17 protein-coding genes, 1 tRNA gene, 2 other RNA genes and 3 pseudogenes are annotated in these 23,249 nt (G+C 53.4%); 5 read left to right on the forward strand and 18 right to left on the reverse strand.

The window, feature by feature from the left end; genetic code table 11:
• Position 1 precedes the first annotated feature (1 nt).
• From dppC to N7E69_RS07245, 5 genes are all read right to left on the reverse strand, one after another.
• Positions 2–904, reverse strand: a complete 903-nt coding sequence (gene dppC, locus N7E69_RS07225; protein WP_000084690.1) for a dipeptide ABC transporter permease DppC — start codon at positions 902–904, stop codon at positions 2–4.
• Between the two features lie 9 nt (positions 905–913).
• Entirely contained in the window at positions 914–1,933 is a 1,020-nt protein-coding gene (gene dppB, locus N7E69_RS07230; RefSeq protein ID WP_000938843.1) for a dipeptide ABC transporter permease DppB, read from the reverse strand.
• A 156-nt stretch (positions 1,934–2,089) separates the two neighbouring features.
• A complete protein-coding gene (gene dppA, locus N7E69_RS07235; protein WP_000028048.1) occupies positions 2,090–3,697 on the reverse strand; it encodes a dipeptide ABC transporter periplasmic-binding protein DppA in 1,608 nt (535 codons plus the stop codon).
• Positions 3,698–4,252: 555 nt separating this feature from the next.
• Entirely contained in the window at positions 4,253–5,578 is a 1,326-nt protein-coding gene (locus N7E69_RS07240; RefSeq protein WP_001136087.1) for a uracil-xanthine permease family protein, read from the reverse strand.
• A gap of 57 nt (positions 5,579–5,635) precedes the next feature.
• Entirely contained in the window at positions 5,636–6,760 is a 1,125-nt protein-coding gene (locus N7E69_RS07245) for an aryl-sulfate sulfotransferase (protein WP_000940815.1), read from the reverse strand.
• Between the two features lie 149 nt (positions 6,761–6,909).
• On the opposite strand from N7E69_RS07245, the gene N7E69_RS07250 reads away from it, so the two are divergent.
• On the forward strand, positions 6,910–7,917 hold the full coding sequence (locus N7E69_RS07250) for a substrate-binding domain-containing protein (RefSeq protein WP_000290704.1): 1,008 nt from the start codon (positions 6,910–6,912) through the stop codon (positions 7,915–7,917).
• On the opposite strand, the gene N7E69_RS07255 is transcribed toward N7E69_RS07250, so the two are convergent.
• From N7E69_RS07255 to N7E69_RS07300, 11 genes and pseudogenes are all read right to left on the reverse strand, one after another.
• A non-coding RNA gene (locus N7E69_RS07255) (RtT sRNA) lies at positions 7,908–8,026 on the reverse strand. The genes N7E69_RS07250 and N7E69_RS07255 overlap by 10 nt on opposite strands.
• A gap of 36 nt (positions 8,027–8,062) precedes the next feature.
• A non-coding RNA gene (locus N7E69_RS07260) (RtT sRNA) lies at positions 8,063–8,196 on the reverse strand.
• A gap of 35 nt (positions 8,197–8,231) precedes the next feature.
• Positions 8,232–8,308: transfer RNA gene (locus tag N7E69_RS07265), tRNA-Pro, on the reverse strand.
• Positions 8,309–8,398: 90 nt separating this feature from the next.
• Positions 8,399–10,090, reverse strand: coding sequence for a kdo(2)-lipid A phosphoethanolamine 7''-transferase (gene eptB, locus N7E69_RS07270; RefSeq protein ID WP_001269258.1), 1,692 nt, complete (start codon positions 10,088–10,090; stop codon positions 8,399–8,401).
• Between the two features lie 217 nt (positions 10,091–10,307).
• Complete coding sequence (gene lpfE, locus N7E69_RS07275) at positions 10,308–10,835, reverse strand: long polar fimbrial protein LpfE (RefSeq protein WP_000792957.1); 528 nt, start codon at positions 10,833–10,835, stop codon at positions 10,308–10,310.
• 5 nt (positions 10,836–10,840) lie between these two features.
• Complete coding sequence (lpfD, locus tag N7E69_RS07280) at positions 10,841–11,920, reverse strand: long polar fimbrial protein LpfD (RefSeq protein ID WP_000914254.1); 1,080 nt, start codon at positions 11,918–11,920, stop codon at positions 10,841–10,843.
• A 17-nt stretch (positions 11,921–11,937) separates the two neighbouring features.
• Positions 11,938–14,306: pseudogene (gene lpfC / locus N7E69_RS07285) on the reverse strand (outer membrane usher protein LpfC).
• A 181-nt stretch (positions 14,307–14,487) separates the two neighbouring features.
• Positions 14,488–15,186 carry a long polar fimbrial chaperone LpfB gene (lpfB, locus tag N7E69_RS07290; protein WP_001082123.1) on the reverse strand — a complete coding sequence of 233 codons (699 nt, stop codon included), beginning with the start codon at positions 15,184–15,186 and terminating at the stop codon, positions 14,488–14,490.
• A gap of 84 nt (positions 15,187–15,270) precedes the next feature.
• The gene (gene lpfA, locus N7E69_RS07295) at positions 15,271–15,795 is read right to left on the reverse strand and encodes a long polar fimbria major subunit LpfA (RefSeq protein WP_001519917.1); all 525 of its coding nucleotides are present in this window, start codon (positions 15,793–15,795) and stop codon (positions 15,271–15,273) included.
• 350 nt (positions 15,796–16,145) lie between these two features.
• Positions 16,146–16,271 (reverse strand): annotated as a pseudogene (locus tag N7E69_RS24535) (oxalate/formate antiport family MFS transporter); the annotation flags it as partial.
• A gap of 32 nt (positions 16,272–16,303) precedes the next feature.
• Positions 16,304–17,008 (reverse strand): autotransporter outer membrane beta-barrel domain-containing protein, encoded by a 705-nt coding sequence (locus N7E69_RS07300; protein ID WP_000637059.1) that lies wholly within the window; start codon positions 17,006–17,008, stop codon positions 16,304–16,306.
• Between the two features lie 156 nt (positions 17,009–17,164).
• Here N7E69_RS07300 and tag point away from each other — a divergent pair, with 156 nt between their 5' ends.
• Both tag and N7E69_RS07310 read left to right on the forward strand, forming a co-directional pair.
• A complete protein-coding gene (gene tag / locus N7E69_RS07305; RefSeq protein WP_001188418.1) occupies positions 17,165–17,746 on the forward strand; it encodes a DNA-3-methyladenine glycosylase I in 582 nt (193 codons plus the stop codon).
• Positions 17,724–18,164, forward strand: a complete 441-nt coding sequence (locus N7E69_RS07310) for an N-acetyltransferase (RefSeq protein ID WP_000619902.1) — start codon at positions 17,724–17,726, stop codon at positions 18,162–18,164. The genes tag and N7E69_RS07310 overlap by 23 nt, the downstream gene beginning before the upstream one ends.
• Here N7E69_RS07310 and N7E69_RS07315 read toward each other — a convergent pair.
• Entirely contained in the window at positions 18,133–20,466 is a 2,334-nt protein-coding gene (locus N7E69_RS07315) for a molybdopterin guanine dinucleotide-containing S/N-oxide reductase (protein ID WP_000148454.1), read from the reverse strand. The two genes, N7E69_RS07310 and N7E69_RS07315, sit on opposite strands and share 32 nt — an antisense overlap.
• Positions 20,467–20,618: 152 nt before the next feature.
• Between N7E69_RS07315 and N7E69_RS07320 the strand changes: the two genes are divergently transcribed.
• Together N7E69_RS07320 and ghrB are read left to right on the forward strand one after the other, a co-directional pair.
• Positions 20,619–21,281, forward strand: a complete 663-nt coding sequence (locus N7E69_RS07320; RefSeq protein ID WP_000747548.1) for an OmpA family lipoprotein — start codon at positions 20,619–20,621, stop codon at positions 21,279–21,281.
• 218 nt (positions 21,282–21,499) lie between these two features.
• Positions 21,500–22,478 (forward strand): annotated as a pseudogene (ghrB, locus tag N7E69_RS07325) (glyoxylate/hydroxypyruvate reductase GhrB).
• A 49-nt stretch (positions 22,479–22,527) separates the two neighbouring features.
• Here the strand turns inward: ghrB and N7E69_RS07330 are convergent.
• Positions 22,528–23,238: a DUF3053 domain-containing protein gene (locus N7E69_RS07330; protein ID WP_000190524.1), complete on the reverse strand. Its 711-nt coding sequence runs from the start codon at positions 23,236–23,238 to the stop codon at positions 22,528–22,530.
• Between the last annotated feature and the right edge of the window lie 11 nt (positions 23,239–23,249).

Genomic DNA, 23,249 nt, shown 5'->3' on the forward strand with positions numbered 1-23,249 from the left:
CTTACTGCTTCAGTTTGGGATCGAGCGCGTCACGCAGCCCGTCACCCATCAGGTTAAATGCCAGTACCGTCAGCAGAATCGCCAGCCCCGGGAAGGTCACGACCCACCAGGCGCTTTGCGCGAACTGCAGAACGTCAGAGAGCATGGTGCCCCATTCCGGCGTAGGCGGCTGTGCGCCCATCCCCAGGAAGCCGAGGGCAGCCATATCGAGAATGGCGTTAGAGAAGCCCAGTGACGCCTGAACGATCAGCGGCGCAAGGCAGTTCGGGAAAATATTGACGAACATCTGACGCATCGCGCCTGCGCCCGCCACGCGGGAGGCAGTCACATAATCGCGGTTCACCTCTACCAGAACCGCCGCGCGGGTTAAGCGGACATAGTGCGGCAGCGCCACAAACGTCAACGCCAGCGCAGCGTTGCCGATGGAGGGGCCGAAGATCGCCACCAGCACCAGCGCCAGCAGCAGGCTCGGCAGGGCCAGCATAATATCGACCACGCGCATGATGATGTTATCGACCAGACCGCCGAAGTAGCCCGCGACCAGGCCGAGAATGATCCCCATTACCAGCGACAGGACGACCACCAGACAGCCGACCAGCAGTGACAAACGCGCGCCATACATCAGGCGCGAGAGGACATCGCGACCAACATCATCCGTTCCCAGAATATGCGCCCAACTGCCGCCTTCCTGCCAGACCGGCGGTGCCAGCAGCGCATCACGGAACTGCTCTGCCGGGTTGTACGGCGCAATAAAGTTGGCAAACACCGCAATCAGGATCACGATGAGAACATACGCCAGCCCGACGACCGCGCCTTTGTTGCGTTTGAAATAGTGCCAGAACTCCCGCAATGGCGTCATGGGCGCCGGTGCGGCATTAACATTATTTTCAGTAACCTGTGACATGATGGCCCCTTACTTCTTATGCCGAATACGCGGGTTCACCACGCCGTACAGCAGGTCTACCAGCAGGTTGACGAGAATAATCATCGTCGCTACCAGTAACACGCCGCCCTGCACTACCGGATAATCGCGGCGTTGCAGCGCATCGATCAGCCAGCGCCCCAGACCGGGCCACGAGAAGATAGTTTCTGTCAGAATCGCGCCCGCCAACAGCGTCCCGACCTGCAGGCCGATCACGGTGACGACTGGCAGCATAGCGTTACGCAGAGCATGGACGATAATGACGCGCATCCTGGTCAACCCTTTGGCGCGTGCGGTACGGATGTAATCCTCCCCCAGCACTTCCAGCATCGACGAACGGGTCATACGCACAATGACGGCCAGCGGGATTGTGCCGAGCACCATCGCAGGCAGGATCATATGCGCCAGCGCATCAATAAAGTTACCCTCTTCGCCCCAGATAGCGGTGTCGATCAGCATAAAGCCCGTCAACGGATTGGTATCATCAAGGAACACCATATCGCTCACGCGCCCGGAAACCGGCGTCAGGTTCCAGTGGACGGAAACCAGCATGATCAGCATCATGCCCCACCAGAAGATAGGCATAGAGTAACCGGTCAGCGCCAGGCCAACGGCAGTGTGATCGAAGATAGAACCGCGCTTCACTGCGGCCAGCACGCCCACCGGAATCCCCACGGCGACGGCAAAAATCATGGCGCAGACGCCAAGCTCCAGCGTCGCTTTAAAGCGAGGCACGAACTCGTCCCACACGGGGATTCGGCTTTTCAGCGAGATGCCTAAATCGCCATGCATCACCCCCCAGATATAATGGAGGTACTGCTGCCACATCGGTTTATCAAGACCGAGTTCAGCCAGCAGTTGAGCATGACGCTCAGGGGAAATACCTCGCTCACCCGCCATGATCATCACCGGATCGCCGGGGATCATGTGGACAAAGGCAAAGGTGAGAAGGGTAATACCGATAAACGTCGGGATAACGAGTCCCAAACGTCGGAGAATGAACTGCAACATAACCCGAATTCTCTCTCATGACGCACGGCCTGGAACCGTGAGTCTGTATTGCTCACAAATCTTATCCCACGCAAACTGCATCGCGGATAAAGCATTACGCCGGATGGCGCTGCGCTTATCCGGCCTACACAACACCGGGGCGCAGCGCTCTTTTAATTATTCGACAGAGACGTTTTCGAAGTGATGTTTGCCTAATGGATCAACCACATAGCCTTTAACTTCTTTACGCACTGGCTCATAAACCGTGGAGTGAGCGATGATCAGCGCTGGCGCCTGGTCATGCATCACAACCTGGGCCTGTTTATAGAGCTCAATACGCTTGTTGTGGTCATCGGTCGCACGCGCAGGCTGAATCAGGTCTTCAAACGGCTTGTAGCACCATTTTGAATAGTTGGAGCCTTGCTGGGCGGCATCGCAGCTGAACAGAGTGGCGAAGAAGTTATCCGGATCGCCATTATCGCCGGTCCAGCCCATCATCACCGTCTGGTGCTCGCCATCTTTAGCGCGCTTGAGGTATTCGCCCCATTCATAGGTGACAATTTTGGCCTGAACGCCAATCTTCGCCCAGTCCGCCTGGATCATTTCCGCCATACGACGCGCATTCGGGTTATAGGGACGCTGTACCGGCATCGCCCATAGATCGATGGTGAAGCCTTTTTCCAGACCGGCTTCTTTCAGCAGCACCTTCGCTTTTTCCGGATCGTAGCCGTAGTCTTTAATATCGTCGTTGTAGCCCCACATCGTCGGCGGGATCAGGTTTTTCGCCGCAACGCCCGCGCCCTGATAAACGGCTTTGATGATGGCCTCTTTATTCACGGCATAGGTCAACGCCTGGCGAACTTTGACATCATCCAGCGGTTTTTTCTGCACGTTATAGGAGAGATAACCCACGTTCAGACCGGCCTGCTCCATCAGGTTGATGTTTTTATCTTCTTTCATGCGCGCAATATCCGCCGGGTTCGGATACGGCATCACCTGACATTCGTTCTTCTGCAGTTTGGCGTAACGCACAGAGGCGTCAGGCGTGATGGAGAAGACCAGACGGTCAATCTGCGGCTTCGTGCCCCAGTAGCCGTCAAAGGCTTTGTAGAGAATGCGGGAGTCTTTCTGATATTGCACCAGTTGGAACGGGCCAGTGCCGACCGGGTTCAGATCCACTTTTTCCGGCGTACCGGCTTTCAGCATGTTGTCAGCATATTCTTTGGAAAGAATAGAGGCGAAGTCCATGGCTAAATCGGCAAGGAACGGCGCTTCCGGACGCGTCAGCACAAACTGCACCGTGTGATCGTCGACCTTCTTCACTTCGCTAATCAGATCCGGCAGCCCCATGCCTTCAAAGTATTCATAGCTGCCGCCAGACACTTTATGGTACGGGTTCTGCTCGTTTTTCTGCCGGTCAAAAGAGAACACGACATCATCGGCGTTCAGCTCGCGCGTGGGTTTGAAATCCTTGCTGGATTGCCATTTCACCCCTTTACGTAGGTGGAACGTATAGGTTTTACCGTCTTCGCTGATATCCCACTTCTCAGCAAGACCCGGGATCACTTCCGTGGTGCCGGTTTTGAATTCAACCAGACGGTTATAGATAGGTACGGAGCTGGCATCATAGGTGGTGCCAGACGTAAAGAGCTGTGGGTTAAAGCCTTCCGGCGAGCCTTCTGAACAATAAACCAGGGTTTTGGCCTGCACGCTTGCTGCAACGGTCATGGCCACCAGGCTCAAACCAAGCTTCAGCATCCCTGACTTCTTCAAGGAAATACTCATTCTTCTGCTCCAATTGTGATGTATGTTGTTTTGCCCTTTGCAAAGGCTTTTACCGCCCGGCCTTTTTTGTTTTTTACCTGGTCAGGTCAGTAGTGAGAGGTGGGGATTCCGTTCGCATAATCGACTGAGTTGCAGTGCGGATTCTCCATAAAATGCCCCTCATTCCCTACAATCTGTCAATAGAATGTCAAAACGTCAATACAGGTAACCAGCTTTTACAACAACGGTGAGAATTAACAAACAAAGATTAAAAAAAGTTCAGAAGGGTATTTTCAGCAGGGAAATTTGTGCTATGGCCAGAAAGGCAGAGTTATTCACTTAATATTTTGCAACAGTTAGTGATTAACAATTAGACATTAATTGAAAAATTTCTTTCGATATGTTGATTATCTGAGCGATTAATACCACTAACGCTAAAACGCACAGGCGAAAATGCTGAGGTTATCCATAAGCCGTGTGCAAAAAAGAGTTATACGGACATTGAAAAACACCATCGAATATGTCACAAAATTGTAAATAAGTAGGCCGTCGTGCGGCCTACCGCGATCACAAAAACTAACTTTTGACCCTGGCCTGCGTGCGCTTTTCGCTCCAGTTAAACAACGAGTTCACCAGAATCGCCGTCAACGTCCCCGCTGCCATGCCGTTGCCAAAGACCATCTGTACGCCCGCCGGGAAATTCTGATACAGGCCGGGTACCAGTATAGGTAGCATTCCCATGGCCAGCCCCATCGCCAGCGCGTAGGTTTTACCCGGCGTATGCAGTGGCTCACGCGCAATCATATCAATACCGATAACCCCGATAATGCTGAAGACAATCACCGCCGTACCGCACACCACCGAACCTGGCAGACAGGTCGCCAGACGTACCAACGGTGCGAATATGGCAATCAGGATTAACAATCCTCCGGCAGCCGCAGTCACGAAACGTGATTTCACATTAGTGGTGCGTACCACCCCAATATTTTCGCCGGAGGTGATAATTAAGGAGGTGCCAAAAATCCCCCCCAGCAGCGACATTACCGCATCACCACGAATGGTGTGTGGAATCGCCTGCTGCACATTTTGCGTGGAATTGACTATTTCCGCGGTCGCAATCGTTTGCCCGGTTGCTTCAGCCATAGAGATGACCGCGTAAATCAGTAACGGCAGCGAGGCGGAGAGATCAAAAATCGGCCAGCCGAACGGCAAAAGCTGTGGGAAACTAAACAGCGGCCCGTGACTAACACCGCTAAAATCGGTGCTGCCCAGCGCCATTCCCAGCAGCGTTCCCGCTAAAAGGCCGAACATCACCGCCAGCTGGCGTAAAATACCGCTAAACGCCAGCGCGAAAATCAGCGTTATCAGGATAGTCCCCAGCGATAAAATGATACTGGTTGGATGAGCGAAGTCGGCGCTCCCTGGCTGGCCAATGATCAACCCGCCGTACAGGCGAATAAGGTTAATCGACACCATTAGCAGCATGATGCCAATGATAAAGGGGGGAAAATGGTGCAGGCAGCGGCGGAAAATCGGCAACGCGATAAAGTAGAACAGCGAGGTCAGAATTACGGCGCCAATCGCGGTCTGGATATTGGTCTGTAAAGCGATCGCAACGAAAATCGCAATCGGCGCGCCCCCCGGTACCATAATAAACGGCAAACGCGCGCCCACCCCTTTCACACCCAGGCTTTGCAAAATAGCGCCCAGACCGCACATCAGAAAGGTCGCGCTAAGTACCGAGGCGGTCACCGTATCGGTAAAGTGGAGCGCTTTGGCGATCAGAAAGACGGAGGTAATGGGGGTGGAGGCAACGACCAGCACATGCTGAAGCGCCAAAAGTAAGGTGGTTTGCCAGGGTAATGCATCGTTATCCGGCGTAGTAAGGCCAGGCTGCGGCATGATTAACTCCCATAAAACATCAAAAAAATAACCGCCAGCGCGGGCTGGCGGTCTGCATTATTTCAACCAACTAATAGCATCAGCGGCATAGCGATGCGCACGGAAGGCGCTGTTCTGTTTTCCAGGAATAATGCCTTTACTGAGGTGCTCCGGATATTCATTAAAGAACGGAATGATATATTCCCATACCGTTTCGCCTTCCGGGGTGACTTCAAACAGGCGGCCAAACGCCGATTCACAGATAAAGGTGTTGCCGTTCGCTAGCCGCTGCGCGCTCCCCATATACGGCGAGAAAAACGCCGGCGGGAAGATATCGCGATACTGCCAGGTAATCGCTTTGGTCTGCGGATCGAACTCCAGCACCGTGGAATGCGGCGAGGTGACGCCGGGACGCAGGTTGCCGTTATCGAAAACCAGAATCGACCCGTTCTCCATCTCAACCGGCGTGTGCTGCTGCGCTACGACTTCCGGCCCTGCATGCCAGATAACCTTCCCGCTCTCTTTATCCACGGCAATGACGCCGGAAGTGGTACGCAGGCTCATCAGTACCAGGCCATCACGGGTGACGGACAGGCCGTTAATCATCGGCCAGTGGCGGCGGTCGAAAATATCATGAATCGGGAAATCTTCCGGATTCAAATGCTCCCAGGCACGCCATTCCCAGACCACTTCACCGTCGCGATTGACCTCTTTGACGACGTCGCTCTGAATGATGCCGTCCGACGCATCGCGGCGCGGGTCGCCGCCGGTAACACGGGCGGCGATATCGGCAGGTAACGGCGACGCGGCGGTATACAGCAGGTTACCGTTTTCCAGCCACTGAGCATCATGGTGATGGAAGATGTCTTCATAGTGCCAGACGATTTCGTTATCCGGCGTCACTTCGTAGAAGTCGCCGCCGTGCCAGAGATCCCACGCCGGATAGAGGTTCGCTGAAGTGCGGTGGCTGCCGTTATAACCCAGATTACCGTTCGGCAGCAGCACCGCATCACGCCCGGCGCGAACCGGAAGCTGCCACTGATGCGCGACTTCGCCCTGCTCGTCCACCAGGTAAACCCGCCCTTCGGCGGTTTGCGGCGCAAAAAGCGTATAGCCGCCAAAGCTCTTCGCCTTATCAGCGTAGATAAGGCCCGCCGGACGGCGTCCAAGGGTAAAAGTCGAGTCCTGAGTTAAGTGTGCCACATCGCCTCCTGAGGAATAAATTTGCGCCAAAATACCCCATTAAAACGTTTTAATGAAGAGTTTTTTACGATCCTCACTGAAAAAAAGCAAACGTTACCGTCTGGTAAATATGCTACCCTGTGCGCAAATTTTCGCAGGTCAGGAAGCAGATGGCTGTTCAAAATAAAAAACGCGCAAAGTTGATTGATGTTGCCCGCCATGCAGGCGTATCGCCAGGGACGGTATCCAATGCATTGCACAACACCCGCTTTGTCGAGCCGCAGACGCGACGGCGTATTGAAGAGGCCATTGTTGCGCTCAACTACACGCCGAATATTCGCGCCCGCCAGTTGCGAACCGGCAAAACCAATACCATTGCCTTGCTCTCTTCGGTGCCGCTGGCGATTGCCTCCGGCGCGTCACGACTGGGATTTATGATGGAGGTGGCGTTAACGTCCGCGATGATGGCGCTGGAAAAACAGCATGCGCTGATTCTGGTGCCGCCGGGGGCAAATCCACTGGATGCCGTCAGCTTTGACGCGGCGATCCTGATTGAGCCGGCGGAGAACGACCCGCAGCTCCAGGCGCTGGCGCAAGCGGGCATTCCCTGCGTCACCATTGGCCGCACGCCGGGGACCGACACGCCTGTGCCGTGGGTGGAGCTGCACTCGGCGGCAACAGCACAGCTTCTGCTAACGCATCTGGAGGCCTCCGGCGCCAGCAAATGTGCGTTATTTGTCGGTAACACACGGCGAACATCAGTTCTGGAGAGCGAAGCGGCTTACCAGCGCTGGTGCGCGGGACGCCAGGCCCCCGTCGTCTACTCTCTCAATGAAAGCGAGGGTGAAAATGCCGGCTACCAGGCCGCGCAGCAGCTATTACAGGCACATCCCGACGTTGACGGCGTGCTGGTGCTGATCGACACCTTTGCCAGCGGCGCGGTACGCGCTTTTCAGGAACAAGACATCGCCATACCTGAACAAATGCGGGTGGTCACCCGCTATGATGGTATCCGCGCGCGCGAATCGCTGCCGCCGCTGACGGCAGTGAATATGCATCTTGATGAGGTGGCGCGACAGGCAATCACGCTCCTGTTTGCCGTTCTGTCGGGTGAGAAGGTCAGCTACAGCGACGGGATCATGCCTGAACTGGTGGTGCGAGCGTCAACCTGCCGGTGACAGAGGATGACTTGCCACTGCGGGCCGTTGCTGACGCAACGTTCTCTCGCTTCGCTCGAGTCGAACCTCTTGCCCCCGGAGGTTCTCATCCTCGTCAGGCTTCAGATACAAAAAAAACCTGCTCGCTGAGCAGGGTTTCTGAATTTGGTCGGTGATAGAGGATGACTCGCCACTGCGTGGCTCGCCCTGCGGGCCGTTGCTGACGCAACGTTCTCTCGCTTCGCTCGAGTCGAACCTCTTGCCCCCGGAGGTTCTCATCCTCGTCAGACTTCAGATACAAAAAAACCCTGCTCATTGAGCAGGGTTTCTGAATTTGGTCGGTGATAGAGGATTCGAACCTCCGACCCCTTCGTCCCGAACGAAGTGCGCTACCAGGCTGCGCCAATCACCGAATGCGGGCGCATCTTACTGCTCAGGCGCACGCCCGTCAATCCCTTAGTCGCAAAATACAATTCAATCGGCGAGAAAGTCGGCAGACAACCTACTTCGCGGCGACTTTCTGCGCATCGGGAATATGGCACCAGTTGTTGTTCTGGTTAATGCCGCCATTCGGCGATGTATACCCCAGGCAGCCCATTATCGTATCGTACAGTTCCACATGACGACGCGGCACTTTGATCTCCGCCTGCTGTTTCAGGTGAGCAAACATCTGCGCATGTTGCGGACTGGCAAGATATTTATCCGACATCCATACCAGCATCGGAACACGGAATTGTTCCGGCGGCGCCATATTGCGCGGCGTACCGTGCAAATGTTCACGTTCGTTAATCGACTCGCCGTGGTCAGCGGCGTAGAACACAATCGCTTTTTTATCACGTAGCTGATCGAACACACTGGTAATAAAGTGATCAACATAGGTCACGGAGTTATCGTAAGAGTTGATCATCTGCGCTTTCGTGCAGCCGCTATCGACCCCAATACATTCGGGCTTCCACTGAGCGTAGCTGCGCGGATAACGTTGCGTATAGTTAAAATGCGATCCCTTAGTATGCAGGATAATCAGATGTTTACCCTCCGGGTTCTGGGCAAGCGAGTTCTGCATCTCATCAATCAACAGCATGTCATCAACCGTTTTACCACGGTTACGCGGCTCGGCGCCAATCTGCTCGCGGTAGGAGATATTATCCGCCATGGTATTGCTATAAAACCACATCTCGCTCTGCATGGCGTACAGATCGGAACTGAATCCGAGCTGTTTGAGTACGGCAAAAACATTCTGCTCTTTTAACGTACGCTGCGGGTTATTATCCGCCCCACCTTCCCGTACAAACATACAGCGTAAAGAAAGCTTCGTCGCGGTATCGCAGGAATAGCCGCGGAATGCCGCCAGATTTTTTTCCTGCGCCAGCTTCGGCGTGGTATTACGCTCGTAGCCGAAAATCCCCATGTGATCCCAACGGGTCGTCTCACCGATAATGAAAACGACGTAGGTGTCATCCCCATCTTTCGGCGCAACATAGGTAAATTTCCTGGCCGGGTTTATTAACGAATTATTGTCCGACGATTCATCTACCTGCGCCCAGGCATACAGCCCTAACGCAGATAACCAGTTTGAAGGCAGATAGGAGTTCGCCACCACGCCGCCATAGCTGGGTAAGTCGATGCCTGTCGCCCGTTCAACCTTTTTTTGCTGTATATCCAGCAGGCGGATAGGCGCCCACACCATTACGCCTGCGAGTACCACTACAGCGGCGCTGCGAAAACGCTGCCCCGGCGTACGTAGCTGGCGCAACAACGTGTAGCGACAGTGGTTACTCCAGATAAAGATGAGCGGAAGCACGCTCACGGCAATCAGCCACAATACAAAGTGCAGCCCCACCACCTCTTTCGAGAGATCGATATCGGTGGTCATAACAGACGCAATAATGCCGTAGCCAATCACCACGTTCAGGAAGGTCATGTAATAACTGGCGCCAGCGGAAAACAGCACCACCAGCGTGGCCAGCACACGCCAGACGCGTCGGCCAAACAGTGAAAGAAGACGAAGTAAGAAGAAAGTGACCAGCACCGTGGCGCCCAGTTCGACAACTGCGGAGAGGCCTTTCCAAATGGTAAATTCTTGCGCATAACTGCCGAAACGGCGGTAAAACACGGCGCAATTCATAAACAGACCGATATAGAGCGCAAGCAAGAAACTAAGTTTCTGTTGCGTCATCGATTTAATGTATCTCATGCAAACAAACCCTGGGAATCGGGATAAAAACGACCTGTACAACGATTCTGTAATCAAACAGGTAAATATGCGGCTAACGCAGATGTAAGAAAGTCTACAAGCACGGTTAAGTAGACCACAAGCAGAGGGGAAAGTGGCAACGGAGAGTGTGATCGGAGAAGATTTTTACAAAAAATCACTAAAAATGGAAAAGGGCCAGCGAACTGGCCCTCAGTGATTATTCGTATGTGACGCTAAAATTCACCGTCGCATTCGCTGTGCCAACGGTGGCATCCGGCTTAACAGGCACATAGCTGGCGATATAGTTCAGCTTGTTCGTACCATCAAACCAGACAGTGTGTTCGACAGGCGTAGAGTCGGTACTGGAGGGGTATTGTTGCTCCCCACCAGATGTTTTAATTTTTAACGCCACGCCCGTCGCGCCGCCGCTATCCAGGGCAAAAAGCGAGGGGTCAGTCGGGTCCGGAGAACCGTCCATCGTAACGCTGGCCTTTGTGGCATACGCGCAATCTTTTAAGCCGATGCTAAAGTTTTTCTGGTTCAGCTCTTTACCCACTTTTACCGGGCGCTGAAGCACCACGGTCTCCATATTGACGTCGATACTGTCGTTTTCCAGTTCACAGGTAGCCGCCTTAATAGTAATGGTAAAGTGGATATCACCAGCAGAACCGATATTAGACGGTGCCGCCATCGCGGAAGCGGTAAGCAGTAAACACGCTGGCATCAAAGCATGAAGGTTTTTCATCCTGCTTACTCCACATCAATACGCATGGTGGCAATTCCCTCGAAATCCCCGGCGGCCGGCAATTTGCCGGTGGTACTGATGGGGTAAGCCGAAATGGTCGTTGAGGCGGTACGGTGCGTGTCGTCAACAAGACCCGATACGCTCAGCTCCTGATTAACACTGGCGTCATTTGGCACCAAAATTTTACCGTTAGCGCCCTCAATGACGGCACCGATATCCGGGTTGCCCATGTCGATGGCATTCGAATCATTAGCGTTTGGCATTCCCTCAATACGCAGGAAGATCTTTATGCCATCCGAGATATTGGTGCATTTAAACTGCAGCTCTTTGGTGAATTTCGTGGCGTTCTTTGCAACTTGTCCTTTGCGATCTTTAAAATCAGTGGCCTTAAATTCCCCAAACGGAATTTCCAGCGTGCTGCCGCTGGAGAGTTCACAGCCCTGAGGTACCGTAATTGAACCACTGATATATACAGACGACGCAGGTATACTGCCATATACACTGGGTTTCTTTGTCACAAAAAGGTCCATTATTTTGGTGCTAGGTATAATACTTTCACCCACAAACGGATGGAGAATATAGAGCGATAAGTGACCTTTGCCACCGGATGTCCATATTGCATCTTTACTACTTGCATTTTGCGAACACTGAGAGCGGTTGTTTGTCAGGTTACCTACATTCTCAAACGGTGTGTTAACGTATTCTCCTCGTCCCCCCGAAATCAGTACATCGCTCGCAATGGCAATATTATTATTGATCTGGTAATAGGAGCGACTCTCTATATTCGTAACAAAGGCCAGAGGAACCACAGCCTTAAATAAGGTGTCATTTATAAGAGAGGTATCATCAGGGCATTCACAGGACATCGCATAGGTTCCACCTAAATTCCAGCTATCGAAATCTACGAAGGTCGCACCCGTTGTGTTCTTTGACGTATCTGAAACTGTTTTATTTATGGTGGCACTGAAGATATGTGTTCCACCTTCAGGAGTACATGGTCCAAAATCTGCCGCTGCCAGCGCCTGCCCCGAAAACAGCACCGACCCGCCCAACAGGCCCGTAAACATTATCAACTTTTTCAACATAATCGTTTCCTTCCCTGTTACCGGCAGACGGCATTCGCCATCACCACGCCGGTATTATCCTGTTGTTCCGGCAGCGTAAACGCCACGCGGCATTGCTGTGCCTGGTCTTTACCCCAGTTCACCTGAAGGGCACCTTTCTCCGGCATCCCGCTGATATAAAGCTGACCGTCTTCACCCACAATGCTGCTGGACTCTTTTGTGGTATCCAGCAGCGTGGCGGTAGCACCAAACGGCACCGCTTTGCCATTGGCCTGCGTCAGATTCATCAGCACGCGATAGCCCACTCGGGTATCGAAGCGGGCACGAACAATCGCGCCGCGTGTCGGCACTACGTTGACGGAGGCGGTATCCAGGTCAACCTGGTTGTTCAGGCTGTCGCTTCGCAGTGAGACTTCCGTTTCACGGTACGGAGTAAGGTAAGGCACGACCGCATTACCCATCCAGTCCACTTCCACACCACCGTTGTTGATCACGTGCGCGCCGCGCGCGCCCGGCGCGGAGATAATGGCCATGGATTCACCCAGCGGTTGAGAAAGAGTGATACCTTCGCTATGGGCTATCACACCGCCGCGCAAACCGTAGTTCACCTGCTGGCCGTCACGGTTGTAGTTGTAACCCAGGCTGGCGCTACCCACGCCGCCCTGGTAATCCAGGTTCACGCTGCCGCTGTTACCCACGCCGTTGCTGCCGTAGCCTTCCTGTACGCTATAGTTCAGATTGCGGTCTTCCAGCGCGGTGCCGCTCACCCCTAACTGCTGGTTGGTTCGGCCATGCTGATCGGTCGTGAGGTGGTAGTTACTCCACACGCGTCCCAGAGGAATCGACATGGAGAATGACAGTAAACGATCGCTCTCATCCCACTCCGGGCTTTTCGTCCAGGTGTAAGCAACGCTGTAGTTCACGCGGCCAATACGGCCGTTATAACCGGCATTCAGCGAACGCTGTTTACCTTCATCGTTCCAGTAATCCTGCTGCGTGACGTTAAAATAGACCGAGCCCCAGGCGCCCAGTTGCTGCGTCACGTTGCCCTGAATCTGACTACGTTTGTGGTACTGGCTATAAGAGCTGTCCGCATCGCTGCGCACATCCGTCGCTTCCTGGAAGGTGTAATAGCCGCTGGTCGAATACTTGTAACCCAGCAGACGGAAATCGGTACCGCTGTTAAAGCTCTTGGAATAGAGGAAACGATAAGACTGACCTTCCGAATTCTCCTCATTTGCCAGCTTGCTTTTTGCCTGGGTTACATCGATGGAGATCGCGCCGATATAGCCGAAGTTTTTACCTAATCCTCCCGCCAGCGAGTAATAGTTGTCAGAGAAGATCGCACCACCGTAAACGGTAAAGCCATACGGCAGGCCGTACATGGCATCAAGCTGCCCGAATTTTGGCTCGGCGCTGTTATAGTTCCCGGCACGGTATTCCCCGGCGGAAAGGCTGTATTTGAGATGGCCTTCACGCTGGAGGAGCGCCACCGAGGAGAACGGCTGAACGAACTTCTGCTCACTGCCGTCCGATTCTTTAATGGTGACCGTCAGGTCGCCGCTGTTTGAGGTTGGATACAGGTCGTTAATTTCAAACGCACCCGGCTGAACAAACGTACGGTAAATAACGTAGTTGTTCTGCTCAACGGTAACTTCGGCGTTACTTTTGGCAATACCCCGGATGACGGGCGCAAACCCGCGCTGGCTGTCAGGCAGCATCTCTTCGTCGGAAGTTAACTGCACACCGCGCATCTGAACGCTGTCAAAAATATCACCGGCGGTGGAGGTATCCCCCAACGTCAGCTGTGATTTCAACGGCACAATGGCACGGCTTAGAGATGTGCCAATGTTATCCCATGTGTTGTTACCGTCGTTTCGCGTCCAGGTGCTATAGTTACGTAACCGCCATGCCCCCAGGTTCATACCGCTGCGCAGATTCAGATAGTAGCTGTCGCTGTTGTAGCTGGTTTCACTGTCGTGTGCGTCATAGCTGGCGTTGCTGCCGGAAAAGTTATAATCCACCAGCAGGGCATTCACCCCTTCGTCCCACTGCGATTCTGGCACCGTACCGCGCGCTGTCTGCTTCATCGCAGCCTGCGGGAAGCTCATGATCAGGGTCTGGTCTGCAAAGTCGAAATGGCTGGCGGCCTGGGGAATAATGTCGTCAAAAGCAACACAGGCTTCAGGCGGGGCCATTTTCAGAGCCGGGAAGCTATCAATACGCACGCCCATATCTTCAAGCTGCACGCGGCTTAAGCACGGCACCAGGGATTCACCCATTTTTGCGCGCTGCGCCTCTGTCGCTGCCTTAAACTCCAGGGTGCGAGACTCCATTTTTTTTCGTTGACCACCACCGAGACGCGGTATTTACCTGGCAGGTGTTCAGCTTTATTGGATTCATACATTGAAAGGTCAACGTGCTGATCAATACCCGGCACATCCTCCAGAAAGCGCGGGTTAAATGTTCCCGCATACGCGGGGAGCGTATCCGCTATCATCAGCGCAAGCGCAGACTGCGTGAAACGCGAGGTCTTATTGCCCAGAGGAAGATGCGTCCATGTCATAGTAATAATCCTTTAAAACGTGTTAGTTAACGCGCTGTGTCAACATGTCGCCAGCCGTGCCAAAGTCATTAATAATGTTGTATTTAACTTCGCTTACCTTGCCGGTGCCGGCTGGCAGTTCAATATTCAATGAGCCTTTTGCCGGAACCATTCCCGTTTTTTCAATATCACGGCCGTTGGCATAAAATTTATTAAACGTCAGGTTAAAGGCAGATGGGTTTTCCACTTTGATCTGGTTAGCCCCTGCGCTGGTGAACTGCAGTTTGTTCCAGCCGTCCATGCTATTGCCTTTCAGGCCCGCCGGGCGATAGAACAGTTTTAAGCGGGTACGTACGGCGATCTGCAGTACGTTTTTAGCTTCCGCGTCTTCACTTTTGGCAGGAATAGCTTTTACGTTAATCCAATAAACGGACTCGCGATCCTGCGGTAACGTGTTCGTCGTATTAACAATACGTAAAACGTTATTTTTAGTCGGGCTTAATTTAAATAACGGTGGAGTGATGATAAAGGGCGTCTTTTTATTACCGTTAGCATCATCAATCCATGACTGAATGAGAAATTCATCCGTGGTGCTTTTATTATTTACCGTAAGAGAAGCTTCCTTTCTACTACCGTCATAAATAACACGCGTGCTGCTTAATGCCACGCCTCCGGCAAAACTGTTTTGAGCAATCAACGCCAGCACCAGTGCTGTGCAAGATATCAAACGTGAGCGGTTCATGATTCTCTTCCTGAGCCTCCGCTGGAAAAAATGGCAACGGGATTTCCGTTGCCATTATGATTGTCTGTATTAACGAAAATTCGATTATTCGTAGGACAGGTTGAAGTCCACTTCTGCGTTACCGTAACCAGTGGTTACAGTATCTTTTGTTGCAACGTAGTTAGCGGTGTAGTACAGCACGGTCTGACCAGCAGCCAACGTAGTGGTGGATTTACCGGTGTTCATTTCAACAAGCTTGTTAGCGTTGTCGTAGATACCGATGCCCACGCCAGTTGCCGCACCTGCTTCAGTGTTAACAGAAACCAGTGTCGCATCGTCTGTATCACCAACGCCATTGAAGCTTACGTTAACTTTGGTATTAGAGGTGATGTCACAGTCTTCCAGTTTGATCTGGAAAGGCTTAGAAGAAGACTTGTCGCCAATGGCTTTGAAGATATTTTTCTTAACCTGACCCAGCACAACTTCCTGGTTCTGAGAGTCAGTAGAAACGACGCATGGCGCGTCAACGATTTCACCGGTGAATTTAATGGTGCCGTCACCAGATTCAGCAGCGAAAGCAGAAGTGGAAACTACAGCGAGAGCAGACAGAGCAAAAACAACCTTTTTCATTAAAAACTCCATTTATGACGGTAGATAACAGAACGCATCCTTAGGATTATCTGCATTCTGTGAGGAAATGGAGTGTATAGAGGTGGGTATTGGATACTATAATTAGTATATATAAAAACAATTGTTAGTTAATCTTAAAAAGAATAGAAATCAATATGTTACAAATGCAACGTACATAAATGTAATTTTTTATTAAGAATAAATTAATATATTATTTCTTCCTATTCATAAATAAGTTAAATGTCTTCCTTATTTATTAGACGTTTTTTTAACTACAATTGATTAGGTATTTGTGCTAAATAAAAAAAAGGGCACCAAATGGGTGCGCTGTACGCCTGGTGTTGCATGTGTTACGCAGACGCTTCGCTAACCCCCTCCCACTGCGGCTGGCGAATAGTGGTGGAAAGTTCCAGCGAGATAATTAACAGCGCAAAGATAACGCAGAAGGTTAGCACCCTACTTCCGCCACAAGAGCTGTTATCACTGCGTTTCGATTATAATTTTTAAGTTAAAACCTGGCGCTCACCCCCAGGGTATACAAATAATCGCTATCCGTAGCGCTATTTTCCGCCTGGGAAAACGCCGCATACGCCGCCAGGTGCGGGTTAAGTAACACGTCCGCGCCTACGGTGACATCCAGCCAGTTTCCCGCCTGATTTCCTGCGGTCATACGACTCAACCCGGACTGCGCTTTCCAGATATTCTCCCCAAACTGTTGGTTATAGCTGATTTGCGCCCAGGGACGGACATCGCCGAACTGCGAGTTTACCCGCCAGCCTAACGTACTGACGCTGGCGTGCCATAACGGATCGGTAAACGCTAATGTCGTCGCGCTATCGCCATATTCGTTATACATTGATGACGTCGAACCGTCGTAATGCAGCGCCGCGACCGGCCCAGTGGTCACGCGTCGGGAAAGCGGAAAATTCCAGCCCATACTGATACCGCTGGTCGCATCAAGCGGGGTTTCATCCGCCAGGCTAAGCACCGGCCCCACTGTATTTTGCGTAGACTGAATACGTTCGGCCAGTATGTCGTTGTAATTCGGTTGGTGATCGCTGTCCCAGGTATAGCGTTCCGTCGTATGCCCCGGAGCCGCTTCAGCGATATATTCTTGTTGCCAGGCATACGTGGTATTGATAAAAAACGAGCAGGCCATAAGGCCCGCCAGACAACACAACGTCCGGCGACCACGGCGTTTTCTTACAATCATCAACGCGACTCCAGAGTAGAGCCGAATTCGGCGATATTATTGTCATTGAATGAAGGATGTCGGGCATCAGCCCTGTATTAACTATTGTCCTTTTAGCGGGCCCGTCAAGGCGGGTTGAAGGAAATTTTCGCGGTAACCACAATAACGAGGAAGTCTATGCAGCGTTGCGACTGGGTCAGCCAGGACCCCCTTTATATTGCCTATCATGATAACGAGTGGGGCGTACCGGAAACTGACAGCAGAAAGCTGTTTGAAATGATCTGTCTTGAAGGTCAACAGGCCGGTTTATCCTGGATCACCGTGCTTAAAAAGAGAGAGAACTATCGCGCCTGTTTTCATCAGTTTGACCCGGTACGCATCGCAGCTATGCAGGAGGAGGATGTTGAACGCCTGCTGCAGAACACGGGCATCATACGACATCGCGGTAAAATTCAGGCCATTATCAGTAACGCCCGCGCCTGGCTTGCGATGGAGCAAAACGGCGAGTCTTTCGCCGATTTTGTCTGGTCATTCGTTGATGGCCAGCCGCAGATCACCCAGGCGGCCAGCCTGGATAAGATCCCCACCTCAACACCTGCGTCCGATGCGCTTGCTAAGGCATTGAAAAAACGCGGTTTCAAGTTTGTCGGTACGACTATCTGTTACTCCTTTATGCAGGCGTGCGGACTGGTCAACGACCATATTACCGGCTGTTTTTGCCATCCGGGAGAAAAACATGATTCGCAAATCCCAGAGTGAAGACATGGCGTCTATTCTGGCGCTGTGGATGAAAAGTACCATTTATGCCCATCCCTTTATCGAAGAACGTTACTGGCACGAGAGCGAAGCAATTGTACGCGACGTCTATTTACCCGCCGCACAAACCTGGGTATGGGAGGAAAATGGACAACTGAAAGGCTTCGTCAGCGTACTGGAAGCCCGTTTTGTCGGGGCGCTGTTTGTCGCCCCCGACGCGTTAAGACACGGCATTGGCAAAGCGCTTCTGGAATATGTCCAGCAACGTTTTCCTCTGCTGAGCCTTGAGGTTTACCAGAAAAATCAATCCGCCGTAAACTTCTACCATGCGCTTGGTTTTCGTATTGAAGATAGCGCCTGGCAGGAGGATACCGCCCACCCCACCTGGATTATGAGTTGGCAGGCGGATCAAACGCCGTAAGCGGTAGCGCCGGGCCGGTATATTTCTCAAACCAGACCAGCGCGGTGTTGCCCGCACAACCGTTCCCCAGCCGGGAACTGGGAAGATCTTTTGTCAGGACGTTTACCGCGCCGTTTTTGCATATGCCGCCTGCGGTAGGTTCAGGGTCCGGCCATGCGCCTTCGTGAATACAGATAACGCCAGGCCGAATTCCGTCGGTAACGACCGCGCCCGCCAGAACCTGCCCGCGATGATTCCAGACGCGTACCGTATCGCCATCGACGATTCCGCGCGTTGTCGCATCCTGCGGATGAATCGTCACCGGTTCGCGTCCGGCCACCGCATACCGCTCCCGTAACGAACTGTAGTTAAGCCGGCTATGCAGACGGTGCGCCGGATGCGCGGAAAGTAGCTGAACCTGCCCCGCATCGGCGTTCCCGTGCCACTCATCCGGCGCCAGCCACATCGGATGACCGGGACAATCCGCATAACCATAGCTGGCAATGCGCGCAGAATAGATTTCGATTTTGCCGCTGGCCGTTTTTAGCGGATGGTTATCAGGATCGCGGCGAAAATCCGCGAAGCGCACAAACTGCGCGTTGGCGGGATTTTCCGGCATCTCCAGTAAACGGTTAGCCTGCCAGAATGCGGCAAACGGCGGCAGCGTCACCCCCTGGCTGGCGCCACGCTGGGCGGCAATATTGTAGAAAGTCTCCAGCCACGCCAGCTCGCTTTTTCCTTCGGTGAACCGAGCGTAACCGCCGGCTTCCCACCGTTCGCTCAGTTCAGCAAAAACGTCAAAATCATTCCGCGCCTCCCACCGGGGCGACACGACCTGCTTCATCGGCGCCAAATGCTGATTGCTATAGTCGCCGGTCATGGTTAAATCGTTACGCTCATAGCTGGTGGTCGCAGGCAGAACAATATCCGCGTGTTTCGCGGCGGCCGTCCAGAAACATTCCGAGATAACGACCAGTTCCGGTTTTTGCCACGCGCGAATCAGACGGTTGGTATCCTGATGATGGGTAAAGTTCGCGCCGCCCGCCCACCAGATAAAACGAATATCCGGGAAGCGGCGATCCATCCCATTGTGTTGGTAAAACCCACCGGGGTTTTCCAGCGCCTCGACAATACGCGCCACCGGTATTTTATCTACCGCATCGACCCCGCCAGGGATGCTTCCCTGCATCGAGGCTAACACGGCGGCGCGGCGCGTCGGGTTTCCGCCGTTAGCAAAATGATAAGAAAAACCAAACCCGCCGCCAGGCGTACCAATCTGCCCCAGCATTGCGGCCAGCGTAACGATCATCCAGTGCTTTTGCTCGCCGAACTGCTGACGCTGCATTCCCCAACCGGCCATCAACATGGTGGTGTTATGATGAAATATTTCCGCCAGTTCGCGGATTTTCACCGCAGAAACGCCGCAAATTTCCGCCGCCCATTCCGCTGTTTTGGCCGTACCGTCGGTCGTGCCCAAAAGATAGTCGGCGAAGCGGTCATAACCCGTTGTGCAGCGGGCAAGGAACGCTTCATCCTGCCAACCGTTTTCCACCAGCGTATGGGCGATCCCCAACATTAACGCCACATCGGTGCCCATATGCGGGGCGATCCACTCCATCTTATCGCCAAAAAAGTCGACGCTTTCCGATCGCATCGGATCGATGCAGATCAGGCGCTTGCCGCTTTGTCGCAACGCCGCAAAATAGTCGAGCCCCTGTTCATCCGAGGCATTCCAGGCAATTTTCAGAGTATTCAGCGGGTTCGCGCTCCAGAGCACCACCACCTCGCTGTGTTCCAGCACCACCGGCCAGCTAGTCTGCTGCTGGTAAACCTCGTTGCCACCCACCACATAAGGCATGATAGCCTGCGCCGCGCCGGTGGAATAATCGCCAAGATGGCCGGTATACCCTCCCGCCAGCGCCATGTAACGCTGCAATAGTGTAGCCGCTTTATGCAATACGCCGTTCGAACGCCAACCGTAGGAGCCGGCGAAGATGGACGATGGCCCATAACTTTCGCGAATACGTTTGTGCTGAGCGTGGATCAGGTCCAGCGCGTCATCCCAACTTACGCGAACAAACTCATCCTGCCCGCGTATGCCTTGCGGCTTATCGGGAGAAGCCAGGAACCCTTTACGCACCATCGGGAAGCGAACCCGCGTTTTACTGTGCACCTGGTCATGCACAACGGTTTGCAGGGAGTTCTGGTGTGCCGTCGGGAGTTCGCCATACGAGGCAAAAATGCGTTCTCCGTCGGTTTCAACGCGGACTGGCCCCCAGTGTGCGGCGGTCAATACCGAATGACGCGATGGTGCGTGGGTCAAGGTTCGCTCCTGAATTATTGGGATTATTTATTTTGCCGATCAATGTTACTTACAAATTTCAGAGTTTTCCCTGGAATTTTCTTCATGTGCAGACGTCATAATCAACCGCCACGGTCGCTGTGGTAAAAATAAAAAAGTGATAAGGATTTAAGATGAAAAAACGTGTATTTGTGATTGCTGCCATCGTGAGCGGCGCCCTGGCAGTATCTGGCTGCACAACAAACCCTTACACCGGCGAACGCGAAGCAGGTAAATCCGGCATTGGCGCGGGTATTGGATCGCTGGTCGGCGCAGGCATCGGCGCGCTCTCCTCCTCCAAAAAAGATCGCGGTAAAGGCGCGCTGATTGGCGCGGCGGCTGGCGCGGCGCTGGGCGGCGGCGTGGGTTACTACATGGACGTACAGGAAGCGAAACTGCGTGACAAAATGCGGGGCACAGGCGTTAGCGTGACGCGAAGCGGCGATAATATCATTCTGAATATGCCGAATAATGTCACCTTCGACAGCAGCAGCGCGACGCTGAAACCGGCAGGCGCTAACACGCTGACCGGCGTGGCGATGGTGCTGAAAGAGTATCCCAAGACCGCCGTCAATGTGGTGGGCTACACCGACAGTACCGGTAGCCACGATCTGAATATGCGTCTGTCGCAGCAGCGTGCTGACTCCGTCGCCAGTTCGCTGATCACCCAGGGCGTTGACGCCAGCCGTATCCGTACCAGCGGAATGGGTCCGGCGAACCCGATCGCCAGCAACAGTACGGCAGAAGGTAAAGCGCAAAACCGCCGCGTCGAAATTACCTTGAGTCCATTGCAGTAAACTACCGTACCGGGTAAGGCGGCATGCTTTACCCGGCCTGCATTATTCCCTCGCCAGACCGGATACACCTCGCATTATTCGGTATTCATTCACCATTTACCACGATACGGCTGCCGACAACGGGAAAATCGGCTGGTCGATTATTGCTAAGCGGGTTAATAATAAGCCTGTTCCGGTTGGCGCATGCCGCGCTTACCTTTTGATTTACGGAGAGTCGCATGAAGCCGTCCATCATTCTCTACAAAACCCTGCCTGATGATTTGCTGCATCGCCTGGAGGCGCATTTTACCGTCACCCAGGTACCGAACCTGCATCCGGAAACGGTAGCGCGACACGCGCAGGCATTTGCCAGCGCGCAAGGCCTTCTGGGCGCCAGCGAAACCGTTAACCGCGCGCTGCTGGAAAAAATGCCGGCGCTACGCGCGGCGTCAACCATCTCGGTGGGATACGATAATGTCGAGGTGGACGGACGCCCTTACTGCCCGCAAAATAGTCCTGATGCACACGCCTGCCGTTTTGACGGAAACCGTTGCCGATACGGTGATGGCATTGATGCTGGCCACTGCCCGCCGCGTGATGGACGTCGCAGAACGGGTTAAGGCGGGTGAATGGACAGAAAGCATTGGCCCGGCATGGTTTGGCGTCGATGTGCATCACAAAACACTCGGTATCGTTGGGATGGGGCGTATCGGGATGGCGCTGGCGCAGCGAGCGCACTTTGGGTTTACCATGCCGGTTCTCTATCACGCCCGTCGGCGGCATCAGGAGGCGGAGGACCGGTTTAACGCCCGCTACTGCGATCTGGATACGTTGTTGCAGGAGGCTGATTTTGTCTGCGTGATCCTGCCGCTAACGGCAGAAACGCGACATCTGTTTGGCGCAACACAGTTTGCCAGAATGAAATCGTCCGCCATTTTTATTAATGCCGGACGCGGCCCGGTGGTCGATGAAAACGCGCTGATTGCCGCGCTGCAAAACGGTGAAATATATGCGGCAGGTCTGGATGTCTTTGAACAGGAACCGCTATCTGTGGATTCGCCCCTGCTGAACATGTCTAATGTCGTCGCGGTGCCGCATATTGGCTCGGCAACGCATGAGACGCGCTACAACATGATGGCCTGTGCGGTGGATAATTTGATTGATGCGCTGCAGGGAAAAATAGAGAAGAACTGCGTCAACCCGCAGGCGGCGGGATAGCGCTACAGGCCCGATAAGCGCTGGTTTGCGCTTATCGGGCAGACTGTCATTACTGGGTTGCGTTTACCGCCGCCGTCCAGGCCTGATTAAACGCCTGATGCTGCGAGGCCAACGGCCCAATCAGCGCATTATATTGGCTGGCCTGCTGTGAGGTCGGGAACTGAATGCCGTTCGCGACGAAGCTCACCTGCTCGCCCTGTTGCGCAATATAATCGCCCACTTGTACCAACTGCTGCGTAAAGATCTGCGCCGCCGGGATCAGCGGCTGCAAAGCATCTGCCGGCACGGTGACTACTTTTTTGTAGACCTGATCAAACACAGGTTTCAGGTCATCGGCCTGCTTTAACGCGCCATGCGCGGCATCAGCCTGCAGTTTTGCATTCTGCAACTGTTGCGCCAGCACGCCTAACGAACCATTTGCCTGCCGCAGCGGCTCGCGTTGCGTCATATAATCCTGCGGAACGCGGATGGCGTTAACGCTATCGACCACCGGGCGCAGACCGGAATCCATCGCCTGGTTTACCTGCTGCGAGTAGCCATACAGTATCGCGTAATCAGACACGAACGGACCAAACTGTTTTTTCTGATCGGCCGTCAGCGTTGGTAAACGCTCTCCGCTACGCATTGCTGTATTCTGCAGGAAATCGACAAACGCTTTGCGCTGATCGCCTTCTTTATCAAAACACCCGCTCAGGCTAAACACCATTAATAACGCCACAACAGGCGCAAACCAGCGAGAGCAGGACTTACCTGTCGCCATTGTTAATACTC

It is taken from the genome of Salmonella sp. 3C (assembly GCF_025426275.1).
Lineage (GTDB): Bacteria > Pseudomonadota > Gammaproteobacteria > Enterobacterales > Enterobacteriaceae > Salmonella > Salmonella enterica.